This is a genomic window from Pseudomonas sp. HD57-3 (assembly GCF_056113135.1).
Genome location: NZ_CM148568.1, coordinates 809076 through 826191 on the forward strand (window position 1 = coordinate 809076; position 17116 = coordinate 826191).

A 17116-nucleotide genomic window follows, 5' to 3' on the forward strand; every position below is an offset into this window, starting at 1 on the left:
AAAGGTAAGGCGCGGCCCGTGCAGCGTCAAGGCGCAGCATGGCGTAGCGAGTGTAGTTGCGCAGGCGGCAGGCAACAATCTGCCAATTGCGCCATTCATCATGGTGTTTGCAGCGGTGTTGGCGTTCTTTGCCGGTTGTGTCTAGACTGGCCGGGTTCTTGTCGGGGTGCCTTGCTATGAGGCTGAGATCGAATAATTTCGGATCCCGTTGAACCTGATCAGGTTAGCGCCTGCGTAGGGAACAAGATTTCTCGTCACCCGGCGAGTCCTCTTGTGCTTCGTCCGGGATATTGTTCGACAATCGAACGCTCGACGACGATGCACAGCACCAGTCCTGGTGCGTCCGTGCCTTTCAGGTTCTGCTCCGACAATCCACTGCCTGGATGCTGTCTGGAGAGCCCGTGATGACTACAAAATCTAAAAACGCGATCAACCTGAGTGACTCGGCCAAGGTCGACGAACAGTCGGTTCAACCGTTCACCCGTTCGCAAAAAGTCTACGTTCAGGGCTCCCGCCCGGACATCCGCGTGCCGATGCGCGAAATCACCCTCGATGTGACCCCGACCGACTTCGGCGGCGAAATCAATGCGCCGGTCACCGTCTACGACACCTCCGGCCCGTACACCGATCCGAACGTGGTGATCGACGTGCGCAAAGGTCTGGGCGACGTGCGTTCGGCGTGGATCGACGACCGTGGCGACACCGAGCGCCTGCCAGGCCTGAGCTCGAACTTCGGCCAGCAACGTCTTGCAGACGCAGAACTGACCAAACTGCGTTTCGCCCACGTCAACAACCCGCGCCGCGCCAAGGCCGGGGCCAACGTCACCCAGATGCACTACGCGCGCAAAGGCATCATCACCGCCGAGATGGAATACGTCGCCATCCGCGAAAACATGAAGCTGCAAGAGGCCCGCGCTGCCGGTCTGTTGAAGCAGCAGCACGCCGGCCACAGCTTCGGCGCGAGCATCCCGAAAGAAATCACCCCTGAATTCGTCCGCGAAGAAATCGCCCGTGGCCGCGCGATCATTCCGGCCAACATCAACCACGTCGAACTGGAACCGATGATCATCGGCCGTAACTTCCTGGTGAAGATCAACGGCAACATCGGCAACAGCGCGCTGGGTTCGTCCATCGAAGAAGAAGTGGCGAAACTGACCTGGGGCATTCGCTGGGGTTCGGACACCGTGATGGACTTGTCCACCGGCAAGCACATCCACGAAACCCGCGAGTGGATCATCCGTAACTCGCCAGTGCCGATCGGCACCGTGCCGATTTATCAGGCGCTGGAAAAGGTCAACGGCGTGGCCGAAGACCTGACTTGGGAGCTGTTCCGCGACACGCTGATCGAGCAGGCGGAGCAGGGCGTCGACTACTTCACCATCCACGCCGGCGTGTTGCTGCGCTACGTGCCGCTGACCGCCAAACGCGTGACCGGCATCGTCTCCCGTGGCGGTTCGATCATGGCCAAGTGGTGCCTGGCGCACCACAAAGAGAACTTCCTCTACACCCACTTCGACGAAATCTGCGAAATCATGAAGGCCTACGACGTCAGCTTCTCGCTGGGCGACGGTCTGCGTCCGGGCTCGATTGCCGACGCCAACGACGAAGCGCAATTCGGCGAACTGGAAACCCTCGGTGAGCTGACCAAGATCGCCTGGAAGCACGACGTGCAATGCATGATCGAAGGCCCGGGCCACGTGCCGATGCAGTTGATCAAAGAGAACATGGACAAGCAGCTGGAGTGTTGCGACGAGGCGCCGTTCTACACCCTCGGCCCGCTGACCACCGACATTGCACCGGGCTACGACCACATCACCTCCGGCATCGGTGCGGCGATGATCGGCTGGTTCGGTTGCGCGATGCTCTGCTACGTGACGCCGAAGGAACACCTGGGTCTGCCGAACAAGGATGACGTGAAGACCGGGATCATCACCTACAAGATCGCGGCCCACGCAGCGGACCTGGCCAAGGGGCATCCGGGCGCGCAGATCCGCGACAACGCCTTGAGCAAGGCGCGTTTCGAATTCCGTTGGGAAGACCAGTTCAACCTCGGCCTGGACCCGGACACCGCTCGTTCGTATCACGATGAAACCCTGCCGAAGGACTCGGCGAAGGTCGCGCATTTCTGTTCGATGTGCGGGCCGAAATTCTGCTCGATGAAGATCACTCAGGAAGTCCGCGAATACGCGGCCAACCAGCGGATCGACGCGGTCGACGTGGACGTCGCCCAGGGCCTTGCGGAACAGGCCGAGCGGTTCAAGAAGGAAGGCAGTCAGCTGTACAAGAAGGTTTGATCCCGCACTGATCGTTCCCACGCTCTGCGTGGGAATGCCTCTAGGGACGCTCCGCGTCCAGTGACGCGGAGCGTCACGGGCTGCATTCCCACGCGGACGGTTCGACGCCTCGACGTGGGAACGATCACAACGGGTCAGCACAACAACAAATGTCCCTCTGAGATAACACCCTTGAGCATTCAACCCGGTACTTATTCCCCCGACCTCGCCGTGCCCGCCAACCAGCGTGTGTTCGGCGGTCGCGATCTGTTTTCCCTGTGGTTTTCCCTCGGCATCGGCCTGATGGTTTTGCAGACCGGTGCGCTGCTGGCCCCGGGGCTCGGCCTGTCGGGATCGCTGCTGGCGATTTTCCTCGGCACCCTGGTCGGCGTCCTGTTGCTGGCCGCCGTCGGCGTGATCGGCAGCGACACCGGCCTGTCGTCGATGGCTGCGCTGAAGCTCAGCCTCGGCAGCAAAGGCGCAAGCCTGCCGGCGCTGCTCAACCTGCTGCAACTGATCGGTTGGGGTTCGTTCGAAATCATCGTCATGCGCGATGCGGCCAGCCTGCTCGGCACCCGTGCGTTCAGCGAAGGTTCGCTGTGGGCCAGTCCGATGTTGTGGACTTTGTGCTTCGGTGCGCTGGCGACCTTGCTCGCGATCAGCGGGCCGTTGACGTTCGTGCGCAAGATCCTGCGCAAATGGGGCATCTGGCTGATTCTGGCCGCGTGCATCTGGCTGACCTGGAACCTGTTCGCCAAGGCTGACCTCGCCGCCTTGTGGGCACAGGCCGGGGATGGCTCGATGTCGCTCGCCGTGGGCTTCGACATTGCGATTGCGATGCCGCTGTCGTGGCTGCCACTGATCGCCGACTACTCGCGTTTCGGCAAGCGGGCCAAGAATGTATTCGGCGGTACCGCGATCGGTTTCTTCATCGGCAACTTCTGGCTGATGAGCCTCGGCGTGGCGTACACGCTGGCATTCGCGCCGAGCGGTGAAGTCAACGCGCTGCTGCTGGCACTGGCCGGCGCAGGTCTGGGCATTCCGCTGTTGCTGATTCTGCTGGACGAGTCGGAAAACGCTTTCGCCGACATTCATTCGGCAGCGGTTTCCAGCGGGATTCTGTTGCGTCTGAAAGTCGAGCATCTGGCGTTGGCCATCGGCGTGATCTGCACCCTGATCGCCTTGCTCGCGCCGTTGGCGCAGTACCAGAACTTCCTGCTGCTGATCGGCTCGGTGTTCGCGCCGCTGTTCGGCGTGGTGCTGGTGGATCACTTCATCCTGCGCAAGCGCAGTGCCCAGGTGGCGTCGGCCGCGTTGCGCTGGCCGGCGCTATTGGCCTGGCTGGGTGGCATCAGCACCTATCACTTGCTGGCCAATCTGTATCCGGATGTCGGCGCGACCCTGCCGGCGCTGGTGCTGGCAGGGCTGCTGCAACTCGTACTCGGTCGGGCTTTCAGTTACGGCCGGGAAACAGCTCGGGCTTGAGAATGCCGTTCAGGCGCGGGTAAGGGATCTTCAGTTCGACGTGGCCCAGCGCATAAGGTGCGATGGTGGTCACGTCGTACTTGAGGATCACGCCGCCATAGGTCAGCGCCACGTTCGGGGTTTTGACGAACGGCCAGCTCTTCACGAACTCCGGTTCCTGATCGAGCTTGGTGCTGATCAGCCAGCTGTTGTGCGCCACTTGCGCCGCTTTCCAGAACGCCTCTTCCTGACCCGGCAGCAACATGTCCGCCAGAGTCAGCACCTTGTGCTGCTGACGCGAATAGTTGATGAAACCGCGTCCCGGCGTACCGTGGGCACCGCCGGTGTCCAGGTAGCTCGATGTTTCGATGATCACCAGACCGTCATGCTGCTCGCGTACTTTCGCCTGCAAATAGCTGCTGTTGCGCGGGCCGGCGTTGGCCAGGAACTGCTCGCGATACGCTGCCAGCGTCGGCGCCACCGGGGCGTTCGGTGCGGTGCGGGTCATCTGCAGCAGGCGTTTTTCGATGATGCCGTCCAGCGCCGGTTCTGCCGGGAAGCGCAACGTATCGATGTTCACCAGCGGGCAGTCCGGGTTGGAGCAACCGGGTTTCAGCGTTTCAGAGGCGTCGCGGGTGGTTTCCAGCGGCGTGCGGTAGTTGGGCTGGAACAGGCTGGCGCAGGCGCCCAGGGTCAGGGCGATGGCGGCCACGGAGGCAATTTTGAAAAGCGACATGGGCGTCCTTTCTGAAGCAGGGGAAGGCAAAAAGTTACCGCTTCGACTCTCAACGAAGCGGTCAGTTCGCCACTAAGCTAATTAGAGTGGGTTTCGCCTCCACCGTCCATCCCGCTGACAGTAAAGGGGCTGCATCAAACGTCACCGGCGCGTTAGGATGGCGCGAAGTCGAGGTCGCAGGTAAGGCGCCTCGTATTGGATTTGCAGTAAAGAGGATGCTCATGACCGATTTTGCCAAAGCCATTCCGACCGCCGTCGATATCGTGCGACGCGAGCAGTGCTACAAGGGCTTCTACAAGCTCGACCGTCTGCACTTGCGCCACGAACTGTTCGCCGGTGGCATGAGCCGCGAAATCAATCGTGAAGTGTTCGTGCGCCACGATGCGGTGTGCATGCTGCCCTACGATCCGCAGCGCGACGAAGTGGTGCTGATCGAGCAGTTTCGCGTCGGCGCTCTGGGCAAGGCGGACAACCCTTGGCTGGTGGAACTGGTCGCCGGTCTGATCGACAAGGACGAACAGCCGGAAGAAGTTGCTCACCGCGAGGCACAGGAGGAAGCTGGGCTGGACATCAAGGCCCTGTGGCCGATGACCAAATACTTTCCATCGCCGGGCGGCAGCAACGAATTCGTGCATTTGTATCTGGGGCGTTGCAGCACCGAAGGCGCGGGCGGCCTGCATGGGCTGGAGGAAGAAGCTGAAGATATTCGCGTCACGGTCTGGGCGTTTGAAGATGCCCTGCAGGCCGTACGTGACGGACGGATTGCCAATGCGGCGAGCATCATCGCCTTGCAGTGGCTGGCGCTCAATCGCGCCGAAGTGAGGGGGCTATGGTCGTAAACAAGCTGCGCGATCGCTACCGCGTCGACCTCGTGGGCCTGCAAGCCGCCTGCGAGGCGAACTACGCGCGCCTGATGCGACTGTTGCCGGACATGCGCAGCGACCCGGAGGCACGGCGCATCGCCGTGACCCAGGGCGACCAGATGCTCGGCGTACTGACTCTGGAAGTGCTGCAGGCCTGTCCGTACACCACGACCCTGCAGGTGCGTCAGGAACACAGCCTGCCGTGGCTGCCGGTGCCGCAACTGGAAGTGCAGGTCTATCACGACGCGCGCATGGCCGAGGTGATCAGCGCCGAGCATGCGCGACGTTTTCGCGGCGTCTATCCTTACCCGAATGCGGCAATGCATCAGCCGGACGAAAAGGCCCAGCTCAATCTGTTCCTGGGCGAATGGCTGAGTCATTGCCTGGCGTGCGGACACGAATACGCGGCGGTCCGATAACCACCGCAAGTTGTGAACTGCGTCCGGTTCGCCGGTTTCTCTTTGCGCTGTCCCCCCGCATAATTGCCGCACCTATCCAGTCCCGCGATCCCGGGGGAGAACGCCTTGCCGAGCGTATCGACTTTGACCACCGCCGACACGGCGTTGCTGGTGCAACTCTCTGACAGTCATCTGTTCGCCGAGGCGGACGGAACGCTGCTGGGCATGAACACCCGCGAGAGTCTGCAAAAAGTCATCGAGCTGGTGCTCGAACAGCAACCGCGGATCGACCTGATCGTTGCCAGCGGCGACCTGTCCCAGGACGGCACGCTGGAGTCCTACCAGCAATTCCGGCAGATGACGGCGCAGATCGACGCGCCGGCCCGCTGGATCCCCGGTAACCACGACGAACCGCAGATCATGTCTCAGGCGACTGTGAAGAGCGCGCTGCTGGAGTCCGTGGTGGATGTTGGCAACTGGCGCGTGACCCTGCTCGATTCGGCGGTGCCCGGATCGGTGCCGGGGTATTTGCAGGATGACCAACTGCAATTGCTCGCCCGCTCCCTGAGCGAAGCGCCGGATCGCCATCATCTGGTGTGCTTCCACCATCATCCCGTGTCGATCGGTTGCGCCTGGATGGAGCCGATCGGCTTGCGTAATCCGGAAGCGTTTTTCGAAGTGCTCGACCGTTTCCCGCAGGCCCGTGCCGTGCTGTGGGGGCATGTCCATCAGGAGATCGACCGCGAGCGCAGCGGCGTAAGGCTGATGGCATCGCCGTCGACCTGCATCCAGTTCGAGCCGGGCAGCGAAGACTTCAAGGTCGGCGATCAGGCGCCGGGATATCGCTGGTTGCGGTTGCTGCCGGACGGCCGGATCGAGACCGGTGTGGAGCGTGTCACCGATTTCCGGTTCACCGTTGATTACGGCTCCGACGGTTACTGATCAAAGGGCGCAGCGCTGATTTCCTCGGGTGCTGGCCCAACTCCCCTCGACTCCCTGTAAACTCCGCTTTCTTCAGCCGACGCCCAGGGAGCTCAAATGTCCGGTTCGATTCTCTATATCCATGGTTTCAACAGTGCGCCGGCCTCGAAAAAGGCCTGTCAGCTGGTCGAGGTGATGGAGCGGCTGGGTTTGAGCGATCAACTGCGTGTCCCGGCGCTGCATCACCACCCGCGCCAAGCCATCGGTCAGCTGGAACAGGCAATCGCCGAACTCGGCCGGCCATTGCTGGTGGGAAGTTCGCTCGGCGGCTACTATGCGACTCACCTGGCCGAGCGCCATGGCCTGAAAGCCCTGCTGGTCAACCCGGCCGTCAGTCCGCACCGGATGTTCGACGGATACCTGGGCACCCAGAAAAACCTGTACACCGACGAAACCTGGGAGCTGACCCACGACCACGTGACGGCCCTGGCCGAGCTGGAAGTGCCGGCGCCGCAGGATCCGCAGCGTTATCAGGTATGGTTGCAGACCGGGGATGAAACGCTGGATTATCGCCTTGCCCAGCAGTATTACCGGGCCTGTGCCTTGCGCATCCAGGCCGGCGGCGACCACAGTTTCCAGGGATTTGTTACACAATTGCCGGCATTGCTCAGCTTTGCCGGGATTGGCGCCGATACCTATCAGGCAATCGATTTCACCGCACTGTGAAGTCTTGCCCCATTTTCATTGAATCACTGACGACGAGACCCTATGGCCACTCCCAGCGCTAGCTCCTATAACGCCGACGCCATCGAAGTCCTCTCGGGCCTCGACCCGGTGCGCAAGCGCCCCGGCATGTACACCGACACCAGTCGGCCGAACCACCTTGCCCAGGAAGTCATCGACAACAGCGTCGACGAAGCCCTGGCCGGCCACGCCAAATCGATCCAGGTCATCCTCCACGCCGACCACTCGCTGGAAGTCTGCGACGACGGCCGTGGCATGCCGGTCGACATCCACCCGGAAGAGGGTGTGTCGGGCGTTGAACTGATCCTCACCAAGCTCCATGCGGGCGGCAAGTTTTCCAACAAGAACTACCAGTTCTCCGGCGGTCTGCACGGGGTGGGTATTTCCGTGGTCAACGCCTTGTCGACCCAGGTACGGGTGCGGGTCAAGCGTGACGGCAACGAATACGAAATGACCTTCGCCGACGGCTTCAAGGCCACCGATCTGCAAGTGATCGGCACCGTCGGCAAGCGCAATACCGGGACCAGCGTGTACTTCGCGCCGGATCCGAAGTACTTCGATTCGCCAAAATTCTCCATCAGCCGCCTCAAGCACGTGCTCAAGGCCAAAGCCGTTCTGTGCCCGGGGCTGTTGATCAGCTTCGAAGACAAAGGCACCGGCGAAAAGGTCGAGTGGCATTACGAAGACGGCCTGCGCTCCTACCTGGTAGACGCGGTGAGCGAATTCGAGCGCCTGCCGGACGCGCCGTTCTGCGGCAACCTGGCCGGTACCAAGGAAGCGGTCGAGTGGGCCCTGCTGTGGCTGCCGGAAGGCGGCACCTCGGTCACTGAAAGCTATGTCAACCTGATCCCGACGGAGCAGGGCGGCACCCACGTCAACGGTCTGCGTCAGGGCCTGCTCGACGCGATGCGCGAGTTCTGCGAATTCCGCAGCCTGCTGCCGCGCGGCGTGAAGCTGGCGCCGGAAGACGTCTGGGAGCGCATCGCTTTCGTCCTGTCGATGAAGATGCAGGAACCGCAATTCTCCGGCCAGACCAAAGAGCGTCTGTCGTCTCGCGAAGCGGCGGCCTTCGTTTCCGGTGTGGTCAAGGACGCGTTCAGCCTGTGGCTCAACGCCAACCCGGAAACCGGTCTGGCGCTGGCAGAACTGGCAATCAGCAACGCCGGCCGTCGCCTGAAGGCCAGCAAGAAAGTCGAGCGCAAGCGCATCACCCAGGGGCCGGCATTGCCGGGCAAACTGGCCGATTGCGCCGGGCAGGACCCGATGCGTTCCGAGCTGTTCCTGGTGGAAGGTGATTCCGCCGGCGGTTCGGCCAAGCAGGCGCGTGACAAGGAATTCCAGGCGATCCTGCCGTTGCGCGGCAAGATCCTCAACACTTGGGAAGTCGACGGCAGCGAAGTGCTGGCCAGCCAGGAAGTGCACAACATTGCCGTGGCCATCGGTGTCGATCCGGGCGCCGAGGACATGAGCCAGCTGCGCTACGGCAAGATCTGCATCCTCGCCGACGCCGACTCCGACGGTCTGCACATCGCAACCTTGCTCTGCGCCTTGTTCGTCCAGCATTTCCGCCCGCTGGTGGATGCCGGTCACGTCTACGTGGCGATGCCGCCGCTGTACCGCATCGACCTGGGCAAAGAGATTTTCTACGCCCTGGATGACGCCGAGCGCGACGGGATCCTTGACCGTCTGGTGGCCGAGAAAAAACGCGGCAAGCCGCAGGTCACCCGATTCAAAGGTCTGGGTGAAATGAACCCGCCGCAGCTGCGTGAAACCACCATGGACCCGAACACCCGGCGCCTGGTGCAGTTGACCCTCGGGGACGACTTCGCCCAGACCTCGGAAATGATGGACATGCTGCTGGCGAAGAAACGCGCCGGCGACCGCAAGACCTGGCTTGAATCCAAGGGCAACCTCGCCGAGGTTCTGGCCTGATGCGGTTTGGCTGGGCCTTGGCGGGTGCGTTGCTGCTGGGTTCGATGACGGTGTCGGCAGAGCCTGTGCAAGAGCTGCGCGTGCTCGCCGAACACCCGGTCGAAGGCATGCGCGGCGGCAATCTGTCAGGGCTGGCCTTGTGCGGCAATGACCTGTGGACCGTTTCGGATCGTGACGATGACCAGATCTACCGTCTCGATATCCGCGACCGGGTCTGGCAGGCCACGGCCGTGCGCATCGATCCGCCGAAAGTGCCGGAAAGCGGCTTGCCGTGGGGCATCAGTTCGCGCACCTGGGCGGCGTCGTTCATTCGTGGCGGCGATCTGGATTTCGAAGGCATCAGCTGCGACAGCGCCGGCAACCGCTACATCGTCAGCGAAGCCCACGCGGCCGTGCTGCAAGTGCCGCCGCAGGGGCCGTCGTCGTGGCTGAAAATCTCGCCGATGATGGTGCGCGAGGCTCGGGCCAGTGGGATGTTGCTGCAATTCAACGCGATATTCGAGGGCCTGGCGATCAACCCGGCGGGCGATCAGATGTGGCTGGCTGCCGAGCGGCAAAGCCGTGGCTTGTTGCTGATCAAACGCCAGCAGACGGTGTGGGATTGTGACGGTCGCTGCGTGCTGCTCAGTGAAGGCGGCATGGAAATGCAACCGCCGCAGTTCCCGAAAGCCCGTCCGGTCAATCGGGATTTTTCCGATATCTCCCTGTTCAACGGCAAGCTGTTTACCCTTGAGCGCAACGCGTACCAGATCTGTCGTCGCGATGCGCAGACAGCCAAGGTCGAGCTCTGCTGGTCGTACGCGGCCGAACTGTTGCAGGCCAATCGGCGTTATTCGCAGAACTTCGGGCTGGAAGAGGCACTGGTGGTCGATGCTCAAGGTGCCTGGATCGGCGTCGACAACAATTTTGGCCCGCGCGCCGATGGCGAGGTTCGCCCGATCATCTGGCGTTTCGCCGCGCCCGAGGGTGGCTGGAGCGCCAAGCCATGAGCCAGCAACCGCCGGGCAAACGCGCCGGTCGGGTGCTGATGATTCTGGCGTGGTGCGCGGCGCTGTTTCTGGCCACGCGGTTTTTCGGCCAGTGGGAAGAGCGCCAGCGCAATCCCAATGTGGACGTGGCTTCGCAGCAGGGTAACGGCTTTATCGAAGTGAAACTGATCGGCAACGCCCAGGGACATTTTGTCGCCAGCGGGCTGATCAACGGTCGGCCGGTGGAGTTCATGCTCGACACCGGCGCGACCGACGTGGCAATCCCGGCCGAGGTGGCGAAAAACCTCCGGCTGGAAGAAGGTTTCGGTGTGACCCTGAGCACGGCCAATGGCCTGAGCCAGGGCTATCGCACCCGTATCGACCGCCTGCAACTGGGCGACATCGTGCTGCGGGACGTCCGCGCACTGGTGGCGCCGGGGCTGCATGGCGATCAGGTGCTGCTCGGCATGAGCGCCCTGAACAAACTTGAATTTACTCAGCGCGGCGGCACCATGCTGCTGCGCCAGACAACGAACCGATGAGGCCCGCATGAGCGACAACCTTGCAGACAGCTTAGATGGCGTAGAACGCCGGTCGCTGGCTGACTTCACCGAAAATGCCTACCTCAACTACTCCATGTACGTGATCATGGACCGTGCCCTGCCGCATATCGGCGACGGTCTGAAACCGGTACAGCGGCGTATCGTCTACGCCATGAGCGAGTTGGGGCTGGATGCCGATTCCAAGCACAAGAAGTCGGCGCGTACCGTCGGCGACGTGCTCGGCAAGTTCCACCCGCACGGCGACTCGGCGTGCTACGAGGCGATGGTGCTGATGGCCCAGCCGTTCAGCTATCGCTACACGCTGGTGGACGGCCAGGGTAACTGGGGTGCGCCGGACGATCCGAAATCCTTCGCCGCCATGCGTTACACCGAAGCGCGGCTGTCGCGTTATTCCGAAGTGCTGCTCAGCGAACTAGGCCAGGGCACCGCAGACTGGGGCCCGAACTTTGACGGCACCCTGCAGGAACCGCTGGTGTTGCCGGCACGTTTGCCGAACATCCTGCTCAACGGCACCACCGGTATTGCGGTAGGTATGGCCACCGACGTGCCGCCGCACAACCTGCGCGAAGTTGCCACCGCGTGCGTGCGCCTGCTCGATGAGCCGAAAGCCACGGTCGAACAGCTCTGTGAACACATCCAGGGCCCGGACTACCCGACCGAAGCGGAAATCATCACCCCGCGCGCCGACCTGCTGAAAATGTACGAAACCGGCAAGGGCTCGGTGCGCATGCGCGCCGTGTACCACGTCGAGGACGGTGACATCATCGTCACCGCGCTGCCACACCAGGTCTCCGGGGCCAAGGTGCTGGAGCAGATCGCCGCGCTGATGCAGGCCAAACCGTCGAAGGCGCCGCAGATCGCCGATCTTCGCGACGAATCCGACCACGAAAACCCGTGCCGCATCGTGATCATTCCGGTCAACAGCCGCGTCGACCACGAAGCGCTGATGCAGCACCTGTTTGCCAGCACCGAGCTGGAGTCGACCTACCGGGTCAACGTCAACATCATCGGTCTGGACGGCAAGCCGCAGCTGAAAAACCTCCGTGCGTTGCTGGTGGAGTGGCTGGAATTCCGCGTGCTGACTGTGCGTCGCCGCCTGCAATTCCGCCTCGACAAGGTCGAGCGTCGCCTGCACCTGTTGGACGGTTTGTTGATCGCTTACCTCAACCTGGATGAAGTGATTCATATCATCCGTACCGAGGAGCATCCGAAAACCAGGCTGATCGAGCGTTTTGCCCTCAGCGAAATCCAGGCTGACTACATCCTCGACACCCGTCTGCGTCAGTTGGCGCGACTGGAAGAGATGAAACTGCGCGACGAGCAGGACGAACTGCTCAAGGAACAGGCCAAGCTGCAAGCCCTGCTGAGCAGTGAAGCCAAGCTGAAGAAGCTGGTTCGCAGCGAGCTGCTGAAAGATGCTGAAACCTACGGCGATGACCGTCGGTCGCCAATCGTCGAGCGCGCTGAAGCCAAGGCGCTGACCGAGCACGATCTGCTGCCGAACGAAAAAGTCACCGTCGTACTTTCGGAAAAAGGCTGGATCCGTTCGGCCAAGGGCCACGAGATCGACGCCACCGGCCTGTCGTACAAGGCCGGCGACGGCTTCAAGACCTCGGCGGCGGGGCGTTCGAACCAGTCGGCGGTGGTCATCGACTCCACGGGCCGCAGTTACTCGCTGGCCACCCACACCCTGCCATCGGCACGGGGCCAGGGCGAGCCGTTGACCGGTCGCCTGACGCCGCCGCCGGGCGCCACGTTCGAATGCGTGCTGATGCCTGAAGAGGACTCGCTGTACGTGATCGCCTCCGATGCCGGCTATGGTTTTGTGGTGAAAGGTGAAGACCTGCAAGCCAAGAACAAGGCCGGCAAGGCGCTGTTGAGCCTGCCGAACAACGCCAAGGTGATTGCGCCGCGTCCGGTCGCCGACCGCGAGCATAACTGGCTGGCTTCGGTGACGACCGAGGGTCGCCTGCTGATCTTCAAGATCAGCGATCTGCCACAATTAGGGAAGGGCAAAGGCAACAAGATCATCGGTATTTCCGGTGAACGTGTGGCCAGTCGCGAAGAATATGTCACGGACATCGCCGTTCTTCCGGAAGGCGCCACCTTGGTTTTGCAGGCCGGAAAACGCACCTTGTCGCTGAAAGCCGACGACCTCGAACACTACAAAGGTGAACGTGGTCGCCGTGGTAACAAACTGCCACGTGGCTTCCAGAGGGTGGATGCGCTGCTCGTCGAAAACCTCAATTAGGCGTCCTAGAGCGCCGTATCTACGATTTAACGCGTAGATCGGCGCTTTGGCGCTGGAGTCGGAACGCATATTCACGGATGATATGGCCTTTCCAAGCGCCGGCGTGGCCGAGCGTTCTTCATATTTATTGAGTATTTTCACTGTGGTCAGCCTTGTGGCGGCCACCTGGACGGGATGATGACTTCTCTGCGCCCCCTTATTTTCCTGCTCGCCGGCGTTCTTGGCCTGGCGGGTTGCAGCGTTCACCAGCCGGTGTCGCTGTATCAGCTGGACAGCGGAAGTCCGGCTCAGCCTGCGCAAAGCTCAGGCATGGCAGTTTTGCTGGGCCCTGTAATCGTTGCCGATTACCTGCAACGGGAAACCCTGTTGCAACGTCAACCCGACGGCAGCCTGCAAGCCTCGGTCGATGGCCGTTGGGCGGGTAGCCTGTCTTCGGACATCGATCAGTTGCTGTTGCGTCAGGTCGCCGGGCATCTGGACAGTCAGCGCGTCGTGCTGGCGCCGGCCACCGTGGGCTTCACCCCGGATGTGCAGGTGCTGTTGACCATTACGCGTCTGGACTCGGGTCAGTCGCAACCGGCGATCCTTGATGCGCAATGGCGCCTGATCGACCGCCGTGGTCAGGTGCGCGATAACCGCATCGTCCATCTGCAGGAACAGCATGCCGGCACTACCGCCGCGCAGGTGCAAGCGCAAGGCGTGTTGTTGCAGCGTCTGGCGGAGCAGCTGTCGGTAGCGCTCAAGCCGTTGGCCAATCAGCCTCCGGTGGCCGAGGCGCCGCGCAAACCGGCACCAAAACCGGCAGCACCGGCGGCGGAAGCCGAGAAGCAGCCGAAGATACCGATGGCTTCGCCGATTCGTACGGATATGGAAGTGTTTCGCTTCTAAGGCTGGATCGAGTCAGAACAGAGCCCGCCTTGTGCGGGCTTTGTTGTGTCTGGACGTTGGTGGGACATGCATTGGTGTCCGACTCGAAAAGCCCCTCACCCCAGCCCTCCCGAGACGTCGGACCGCCCGTAGGGAGAGGGCTAGGGGGCTCCAAAGCCTGGCGCAATCACGAAAACGCCACGCACAAAAAAGCCCACAGACAATCACTCATCTGCGGGCTTCGTTGTAACTGGTCTAAGGCTTAAGCCCGACGCTCATGCATCCGCGCCAATTGCCGCTCAAGCATCGACGGATAAGGCTCCATCAACCGCTCCACACAACAAGCCCCCTCAGGGCTGGCAATCGGCCGGATCCGCGCACGCTGGCGGATCAGCGCGTCGTCACCGATCTTGCGCTCCACCAGCAGCAGGTTGCGGCTGTGTTGCGACAGGGCCAGAGCGTCCTGGGCGGAGTCGGTCAGCAACAGGTCGATCTGGCTCAGACCGAACAGTTCGTCGCCAAGAGTCAGACCCAGCTGCAATTGCAGGGTGATGCCGCTGTCGGCGACTTCGATCTGCAACTGGTGGCCCAGCGCCCGCAGCAGCTCGCCGCAGCAGATGGCGTTGGTCAGGTAATCGTCGCCGCTGTCCTCGGTGTGGAACAGCATCAGCGTACTGCCGTCGTTCAGGGTTTCGATTTCACCCTGATACAGCGAAGCGGCCTGTTCCAGGCAATCGCGATAACGATCCTGCAACTCTTCCAGACGTGCGCGCGGTAAACGGCGCAGTTGTTCCTGTGAACCCAGTTGCACCGCCAGTACCGCCGTATGTTGCGGCACGCTTGGGGTCGGTCGGCGCACTGCCGGTTGCGCTGCTTCGTCCAGCGACTCGTCACGCAGATCGGCGAACGGATCTTCGTCATCGTCGTCTTCAACGGTGCTGACCACATGGCGTGGCGCAGGCTTCTGCGCGGCCATCGGGCGGCTCTCGTCGAAACTCGGATCACGCAGGTTGCGCACTTCGAATTCCGGCTCGTCGTCCTCGAACTCGGGTTCCGGCTCAGGCTCCGGTTCAGCCGGCTCCGGGGCATAGTTGGCGTGCAACTGGCGGGCAAGATCGCCGATCTCGTCCTGACGCTCGATACCCGGCGTGTATTCGTCGATCCGGCGCAGCCACACACGCAATTGCAGCAGCGGCGTGGAAATGTGCCGGCCCAGACGCAGGCTCAGGGCCAGAGACAGTGCCAGCAGGATCGCACTCAGGATGCCCATGCTTTGCAGGCTGATGGTCATCGGCTGCTGGAACTGATCCATGTCCAGACTGATGCGCAGTTGTCCGGCGGTCACATCCTGGAAGGTGATCTTGCTCTCGTACATGCCCTCGGCTTCGCCGAGCAGGCCGTGCTTGGGCCGCTGACCGGACTCGGCGAGGATGCGGTTGTCCACGCTGTAGATGGCGGCGTGGGCCACCAGCTTGTTCTTGGTCAGGTTGTTGAGCAGCACGTTGAGGCTGAGGATGTCGTTGGACACCAGCAGTTCGGTGGCGGAGGTGGCGGTCTGCGTGGTCAGGCTTTCGCCCAGCGCATCGGCCTGCTCGTGCATGGCCTGCTTGAACTGCAGGCCCATCACGCAGGCATAGATCACCAGGGCCAGGGCGACCAGGATCACGTTATGGCTGGCAATGCGCAATGCAATCGGTACACGGCGGTGGCGCAGTGCACGGAAGATCAGCAGAAAGAAGTTATCGGTTTTAACTGGCGTGGGCCGGTTCACTGAGCTCGGCTCTTTTGTCCGTGAAGTTGACGCGCAGTATAGCGACAGGCCCTAGACCGGCAAAGCGCTGGCGGTGCCCGATGGTCACTGAAAGTGGGTAGAATGCGGTTTTTTTCCAGTTGCGGGGGTGCGCGTTGCGCGAAATCGTCCTGATTAACATCACGGGAGTCGACCGTCCGGGTCTGACGGCGGCCATTACCGGTGTACTGGCCCAGGGTGGTGTGAATATCCTCGACATCGGTCAGGCGGTGATCCACGACATGCTGTCGTTCGGCATCCTCGTGGAAATCCCCGACTCCGAGCAAGGCAAGTCGGTGCTCAAGGACATCCTGTTCAAGGGCTATGAGCTCGACCAGCAGGTGCGATTCACCCCGGTGTCCGAAGAGGATTACCAGCAATGGGTGGGCAATCAGGGCAAGAAACGCCACATCGTTACCCTGCTGACCCGCAAGGTCACCGCCGGCCAGTTGCAGGCCGTGAGCTCGATCACCGCCAAATACGGCCTGAACATCGACCATATCGACCGTCTGTCGGGTCGCATGCCGCTGGACACCCCGGCCGACAAGGGTAAGGGCTGCATCGAGTTCTCCGTGCGTGGCGAAGCGGCCGACCCGCAGGCGCTGCGCGCCGAATTCCTCAGCGTGGCTCAGGAGCTGAACGTCGACATCGCCTTCCAGGAGGATTCGCTGTTCCGTCGCAACCGTCGTCTGGCGGTGTTCGACATGGACTCGACCCTGATCGAAGCCGAAGTCATCGATGAACTGGCCAAAGCCGCCGGCGTCGGCGATCAGGTTTCGGAAATCACCGAGCGGGCAATGGCCGGCGAGCTGGACTTCCGCGCCAGCTTCAAAGAGCGTCTGGCGCTGCTCAAGGGTCTGGATGTCAGCGTGCTCGACTCGATCGGCGCCTCGCTGCGCCTGACCGAAGGTGCCGAAACCCTGTTCGCCGAACTCAAGCGTCTGGGCTACAAGACCGCGATCCTGTCGGGCGGCTTCACCTACTTCGCCAAGCAATTGCAGGCCAAACTCGGCATCGATTACGTGTTCGCCAACGAACTGGAAGTGGTCGACGGCAAGTGCACCGGCGTGGCGATCGAGCCGATCGTCGATGCCCAGCGCAAGGCCGATCTGCTGAAGCAGCTGGCTGAAAAAGAAGGTTTGCGTCTGGAGCAGACCATCGCCGTGGGCGACGGCGCCAACGACCTGCCGATGCTGGCGATTGCCGGTCTGGGCGTGGCGTTCCGCGCCAAGCCGCTGGTCAAGCAGTCGGCGAAGCAGGCGATCTCGACCCTCGGGCTGGATGGCGTGCTGTACCTGCTGGGCTTCCGGGATCGCGACGGGCAGCTCTGACATCGGCTGCGGTCCT

General features: G+C 62.1%; 14 protein-coding genes and 1 riboswitch. Of the genes, 12 read left to right on the plus strand and 2 right to left on the minus strand.

What is annotated here, in order from left to right; translation table 11 throughout:
* Positions 1 to 152 precede the first annotated feature (152 nt).
* A riboswitch (TPP riboswitch) is annotated at positions 153 to 258 on the plus strand.
* A 146-nt stretch (positions 259 to 404) separates the two neighbouring features.
* Together thiC and cytX are read left to right on the plus strand one after the other, a co-directional pair.
* Entirely contained in the window at positions 405 to 2294 is a 1890-nt protein-coding gene (gene thiC / locus AC0R79_RS03605) for a phosphomethylpyrimidine synthase ThiC (RefSeq protein ID WP_375745088.1), read from the plus strand.
* 171 nt (positions 2295 to 2465) lie between these two features.
* Complete coding sequence (gene cytX / locus AC0R79_RS03610; protein WP_262159120.1) at positions 2466 to 3758, plus strand: putative hydroxymethylpyrimidine transporter CytX; 1293 nt, start codon at positions 2466 to 2468, stop codon at positions 3756 to 3758.
* Here the strand turns inward: cytX and AC0R79_RS03615 are convergent.
* Positions 3727 to 4473, minus strand: a complete 747-nt coding sequence (locus AC0R79_RS03615; RefSeq protein WP_085701039.1) for an RsiV family protein — start codon at positions 4471 to 4473, stop codon at positions 3727 to 3729. The two genes, cytX and AC0R79_RS03615, sit on opposite strands and share 32 nt — an antisense overlap.
* 221 nt (positions 4474 to 4694) lie before the next feature.
* Between AC0R79_RS03615 and AC0R79_RS03620 the strand changes: the two genes are divergently transcribed.
* The 9 genes from AC0R79_RS03620 (at position 4695) to AC0R79_RS03660 (ending at position 14001) form a co-directional block, all read left to right on the plus strand.
* The gene (locus AC0R79_RS03620; protein WP_007952223.1) at positions 4695 to 5312 is read left to right on the plus strand and encodes an NUDIX domain-containing protein; all 618 of its coding nucleotides are present in this window, start codon (positions 4695 to 4697) and stop codon (positions 5310 to 5312) included.
* The gene (locus AC0R79_RS03625; protein ID WP_007952222.1) at positions 5303 to 5755 is read left to right on the plus strand and encodes a DUF1249 domain-containing protein; all 453 of its coding nucleotides are present in this window, start codon (positions 5303 to 5305) and stop codon (positions 5753 to 5755) included. Before AC0R79_RS03620 ends, AC0R79_RS03625 begins: the two co-directional genes overlap by 10 nt.
* 105 nt (positions 5756 to 5860) lie before the next feature.
* On the plus strand, positions 5861 to 6676 hold the full coding sequence (gene cpdA, locus AC0R79_RS03630; RefSeq protein WP_474733240.1) for a 3',5'-cyclic-AMP phosphodiesterase: 816 nt from the start codon (positions 5861 to 5863) through the stop codon (positions 6674 to 6676).
* Between the two features lie 96 nt (positions 6677 to 6772).
* Positions 6773 to 7381: a YqiA/YcfP family alpha/beta fold hydrolase gene (locus tag AC0R79_RS03635; protein ID WP_085608482.1), complete on the plus strand. Its 609-nt coding sequence runs from the start codon at positions 6773 to 6775 to the stop codon at positions 7379 to 7381.
* Positions 7382 to 7423: 42 nt separating this feature from the next.
* Positions 7424 to 9331 (plus strand): DNA topoisomerase IV subunit B, encoded by a 1908-nt coding sequence (gene parE / locus AC0R79_RS03640; protein ID WP_007952212.1) that lies wholly within the window; start codon positions 7424 to 7426, stop codon positions 9329 to 9331.
* Entirely contained in the window at positions 9331 to 10320 is a 990-nt protein-coding gene (locus AC0R79_RS03645; protein ID WP_474733244.1) for an esterase-like activity of phytase family protein, read from the plus strand. Before parE ends, AC0R79_RS03645 begins: the two co-directional genes overlap by 1 nt.
* Positions 10317 to 10841 (plus strand): retropepsin-like aspartic protease family protein, encoded by a 525-nt coding sequence (locus tag AC0R79_RS03650; RefSeq protein WP_474733246.1) that lies wholly within the window; start codon positions 10317 to 10319, stop codon positions 10839 to 10841. The genes AC0R79_RS03645 and AC0R79_RS03650 overlap by 4 nt, the downstream gene beginning before the upstream one ends.
* 7 nt (positions 10842 to 10848) lie before the next feature.
* Complete coding sequence (gene parC, locus AC0R79_RS03655) at positions 10849 to 13113, plus strand: DNA topoisomerase IV subunit A (protein ID WP_127796739.1); 2265 nt, start codon at positions 10849 to 10851, stop codon at positions 13111 to 13113.
* A gap of 177 nt (positions 13114 to 13290) precedes the next feature.
* A complete protein-coding gene (locus AC0R79_RS03660; protein ID WP_007952202.1) occupies positions 13291 to 14001 on the plus strand; it encodes a PqiC family protein in 711 nt (236 codons plus the stop codon).
* A gap of 241 nt (positions 14002 to 14242) precedes the next feature.
* On the opposite strand, the gene AC0R79_RS03665 is transcribed toward AC0R79_RS03660, so the two are convergent.
* Positions 14243 to 15751, minus strand: coding sequence for an AhpA/YtjB family protein (locus AC0R79_RS03665; protein ID WP_085608487.1), 1509 nt, complete (start codon positions 15749 to 15751; stop codon positions 14243 to 14245).
* Positions 15752 to 15885: 134 nt separating this feature from the next.
* Between AC0R79_RS03665 and serB the strand changes: the two genes are divergently transcribed.
* Positions 15886 to 17100: a phosphoserine phosphatase SerB gene (serB, locus tag AC0R79_RS03670; protein ID WP_007952163.1), complete on the plus strand. Its 1215-nt coding sequence runs from the start codon at positions 15886 to 15888 to the stop codon at positions 17098 to 17100.
* Positions 17101 to 17116: the final 16 nt, after the last annotated feature.

What these genes read in the sequence shown, in the direction of transcription:
- thiC (WP_375745088.1), top strand. Translation starts at nt 405, where the DNA reads ATGACTACAAAATCTAAAAACGCGATCAACCTGAGTGACTCGGCCAAG.
- AC0R79_RS03615 (WP_085701039.1), bottom strand. Translation starts at nt 4,473, where the DNA reads ATGTCGCTTTTCAAAATTGCCTCCGTGGCCGCCATCGCCCTGACCCTG.
- AC0R79_RS03620 (WP_007952223.1), top strand. Translation starts at nt 4,695, where the DNA reads ATGACCGATTTTGCCAAAGCCATTCCGACCGCCGTCGATATCGTGCGA.
- AC0R79_RS03625 (WP_007952222.1), top strand. Translation starts at nt 5,303, where the DNA reads ATGGTCGTAAACAAGCTGCGCGATCGCTACCGCGTCGACCTCGTGGGC.
- AC0R79_RS03635 (WP_085608482.1), top strand. Translation starts at nt 6,773, where the DNA reads ATGTCCGGTTCGATTCTCTATATCCATGGTTTCAACAGTGCGCCGGCC.
- parE (WP_007952212.1), top strand. Translation starts at nt 7,424, where the DNA reads ATGGCCACTCCCAGCGCTAGCTCCTATAACGCCGACGCCATCGAAGTC.
- AC0R79_RS03645 (WP_474733244.1), top strand. Translation starts at nt 9,331, where the DNA reads ATGCGGTTTGGCTGGGCCTTGGCGGGTGCGTTGCTGCTGGGTTCGATG.
- AC0R79_RS03650 (WP_474733246.1), top strand. Translation starts at nt 10,317, where the DNA reads ATGAGCCAGCAACCGCCGGGCAAACGCGCCGGTCGGGTGCTGATGATT.
- parC (WP_127796739.1), top strand. Translation starts at nt 10,849, where the DNA reads ATGAGCGACAACCTTGCAGACAGCTTAGATGGCGTAGAACGCCGGTCG.
- AC0R79_RS03660 (WP_007952202.1), top strand. Translation starts at nt 13,291, where the DNA reads ATGACTTCTCTGCGCCCCCTTATTTTCCTGCTCGCCGGCGTTCTTGGC.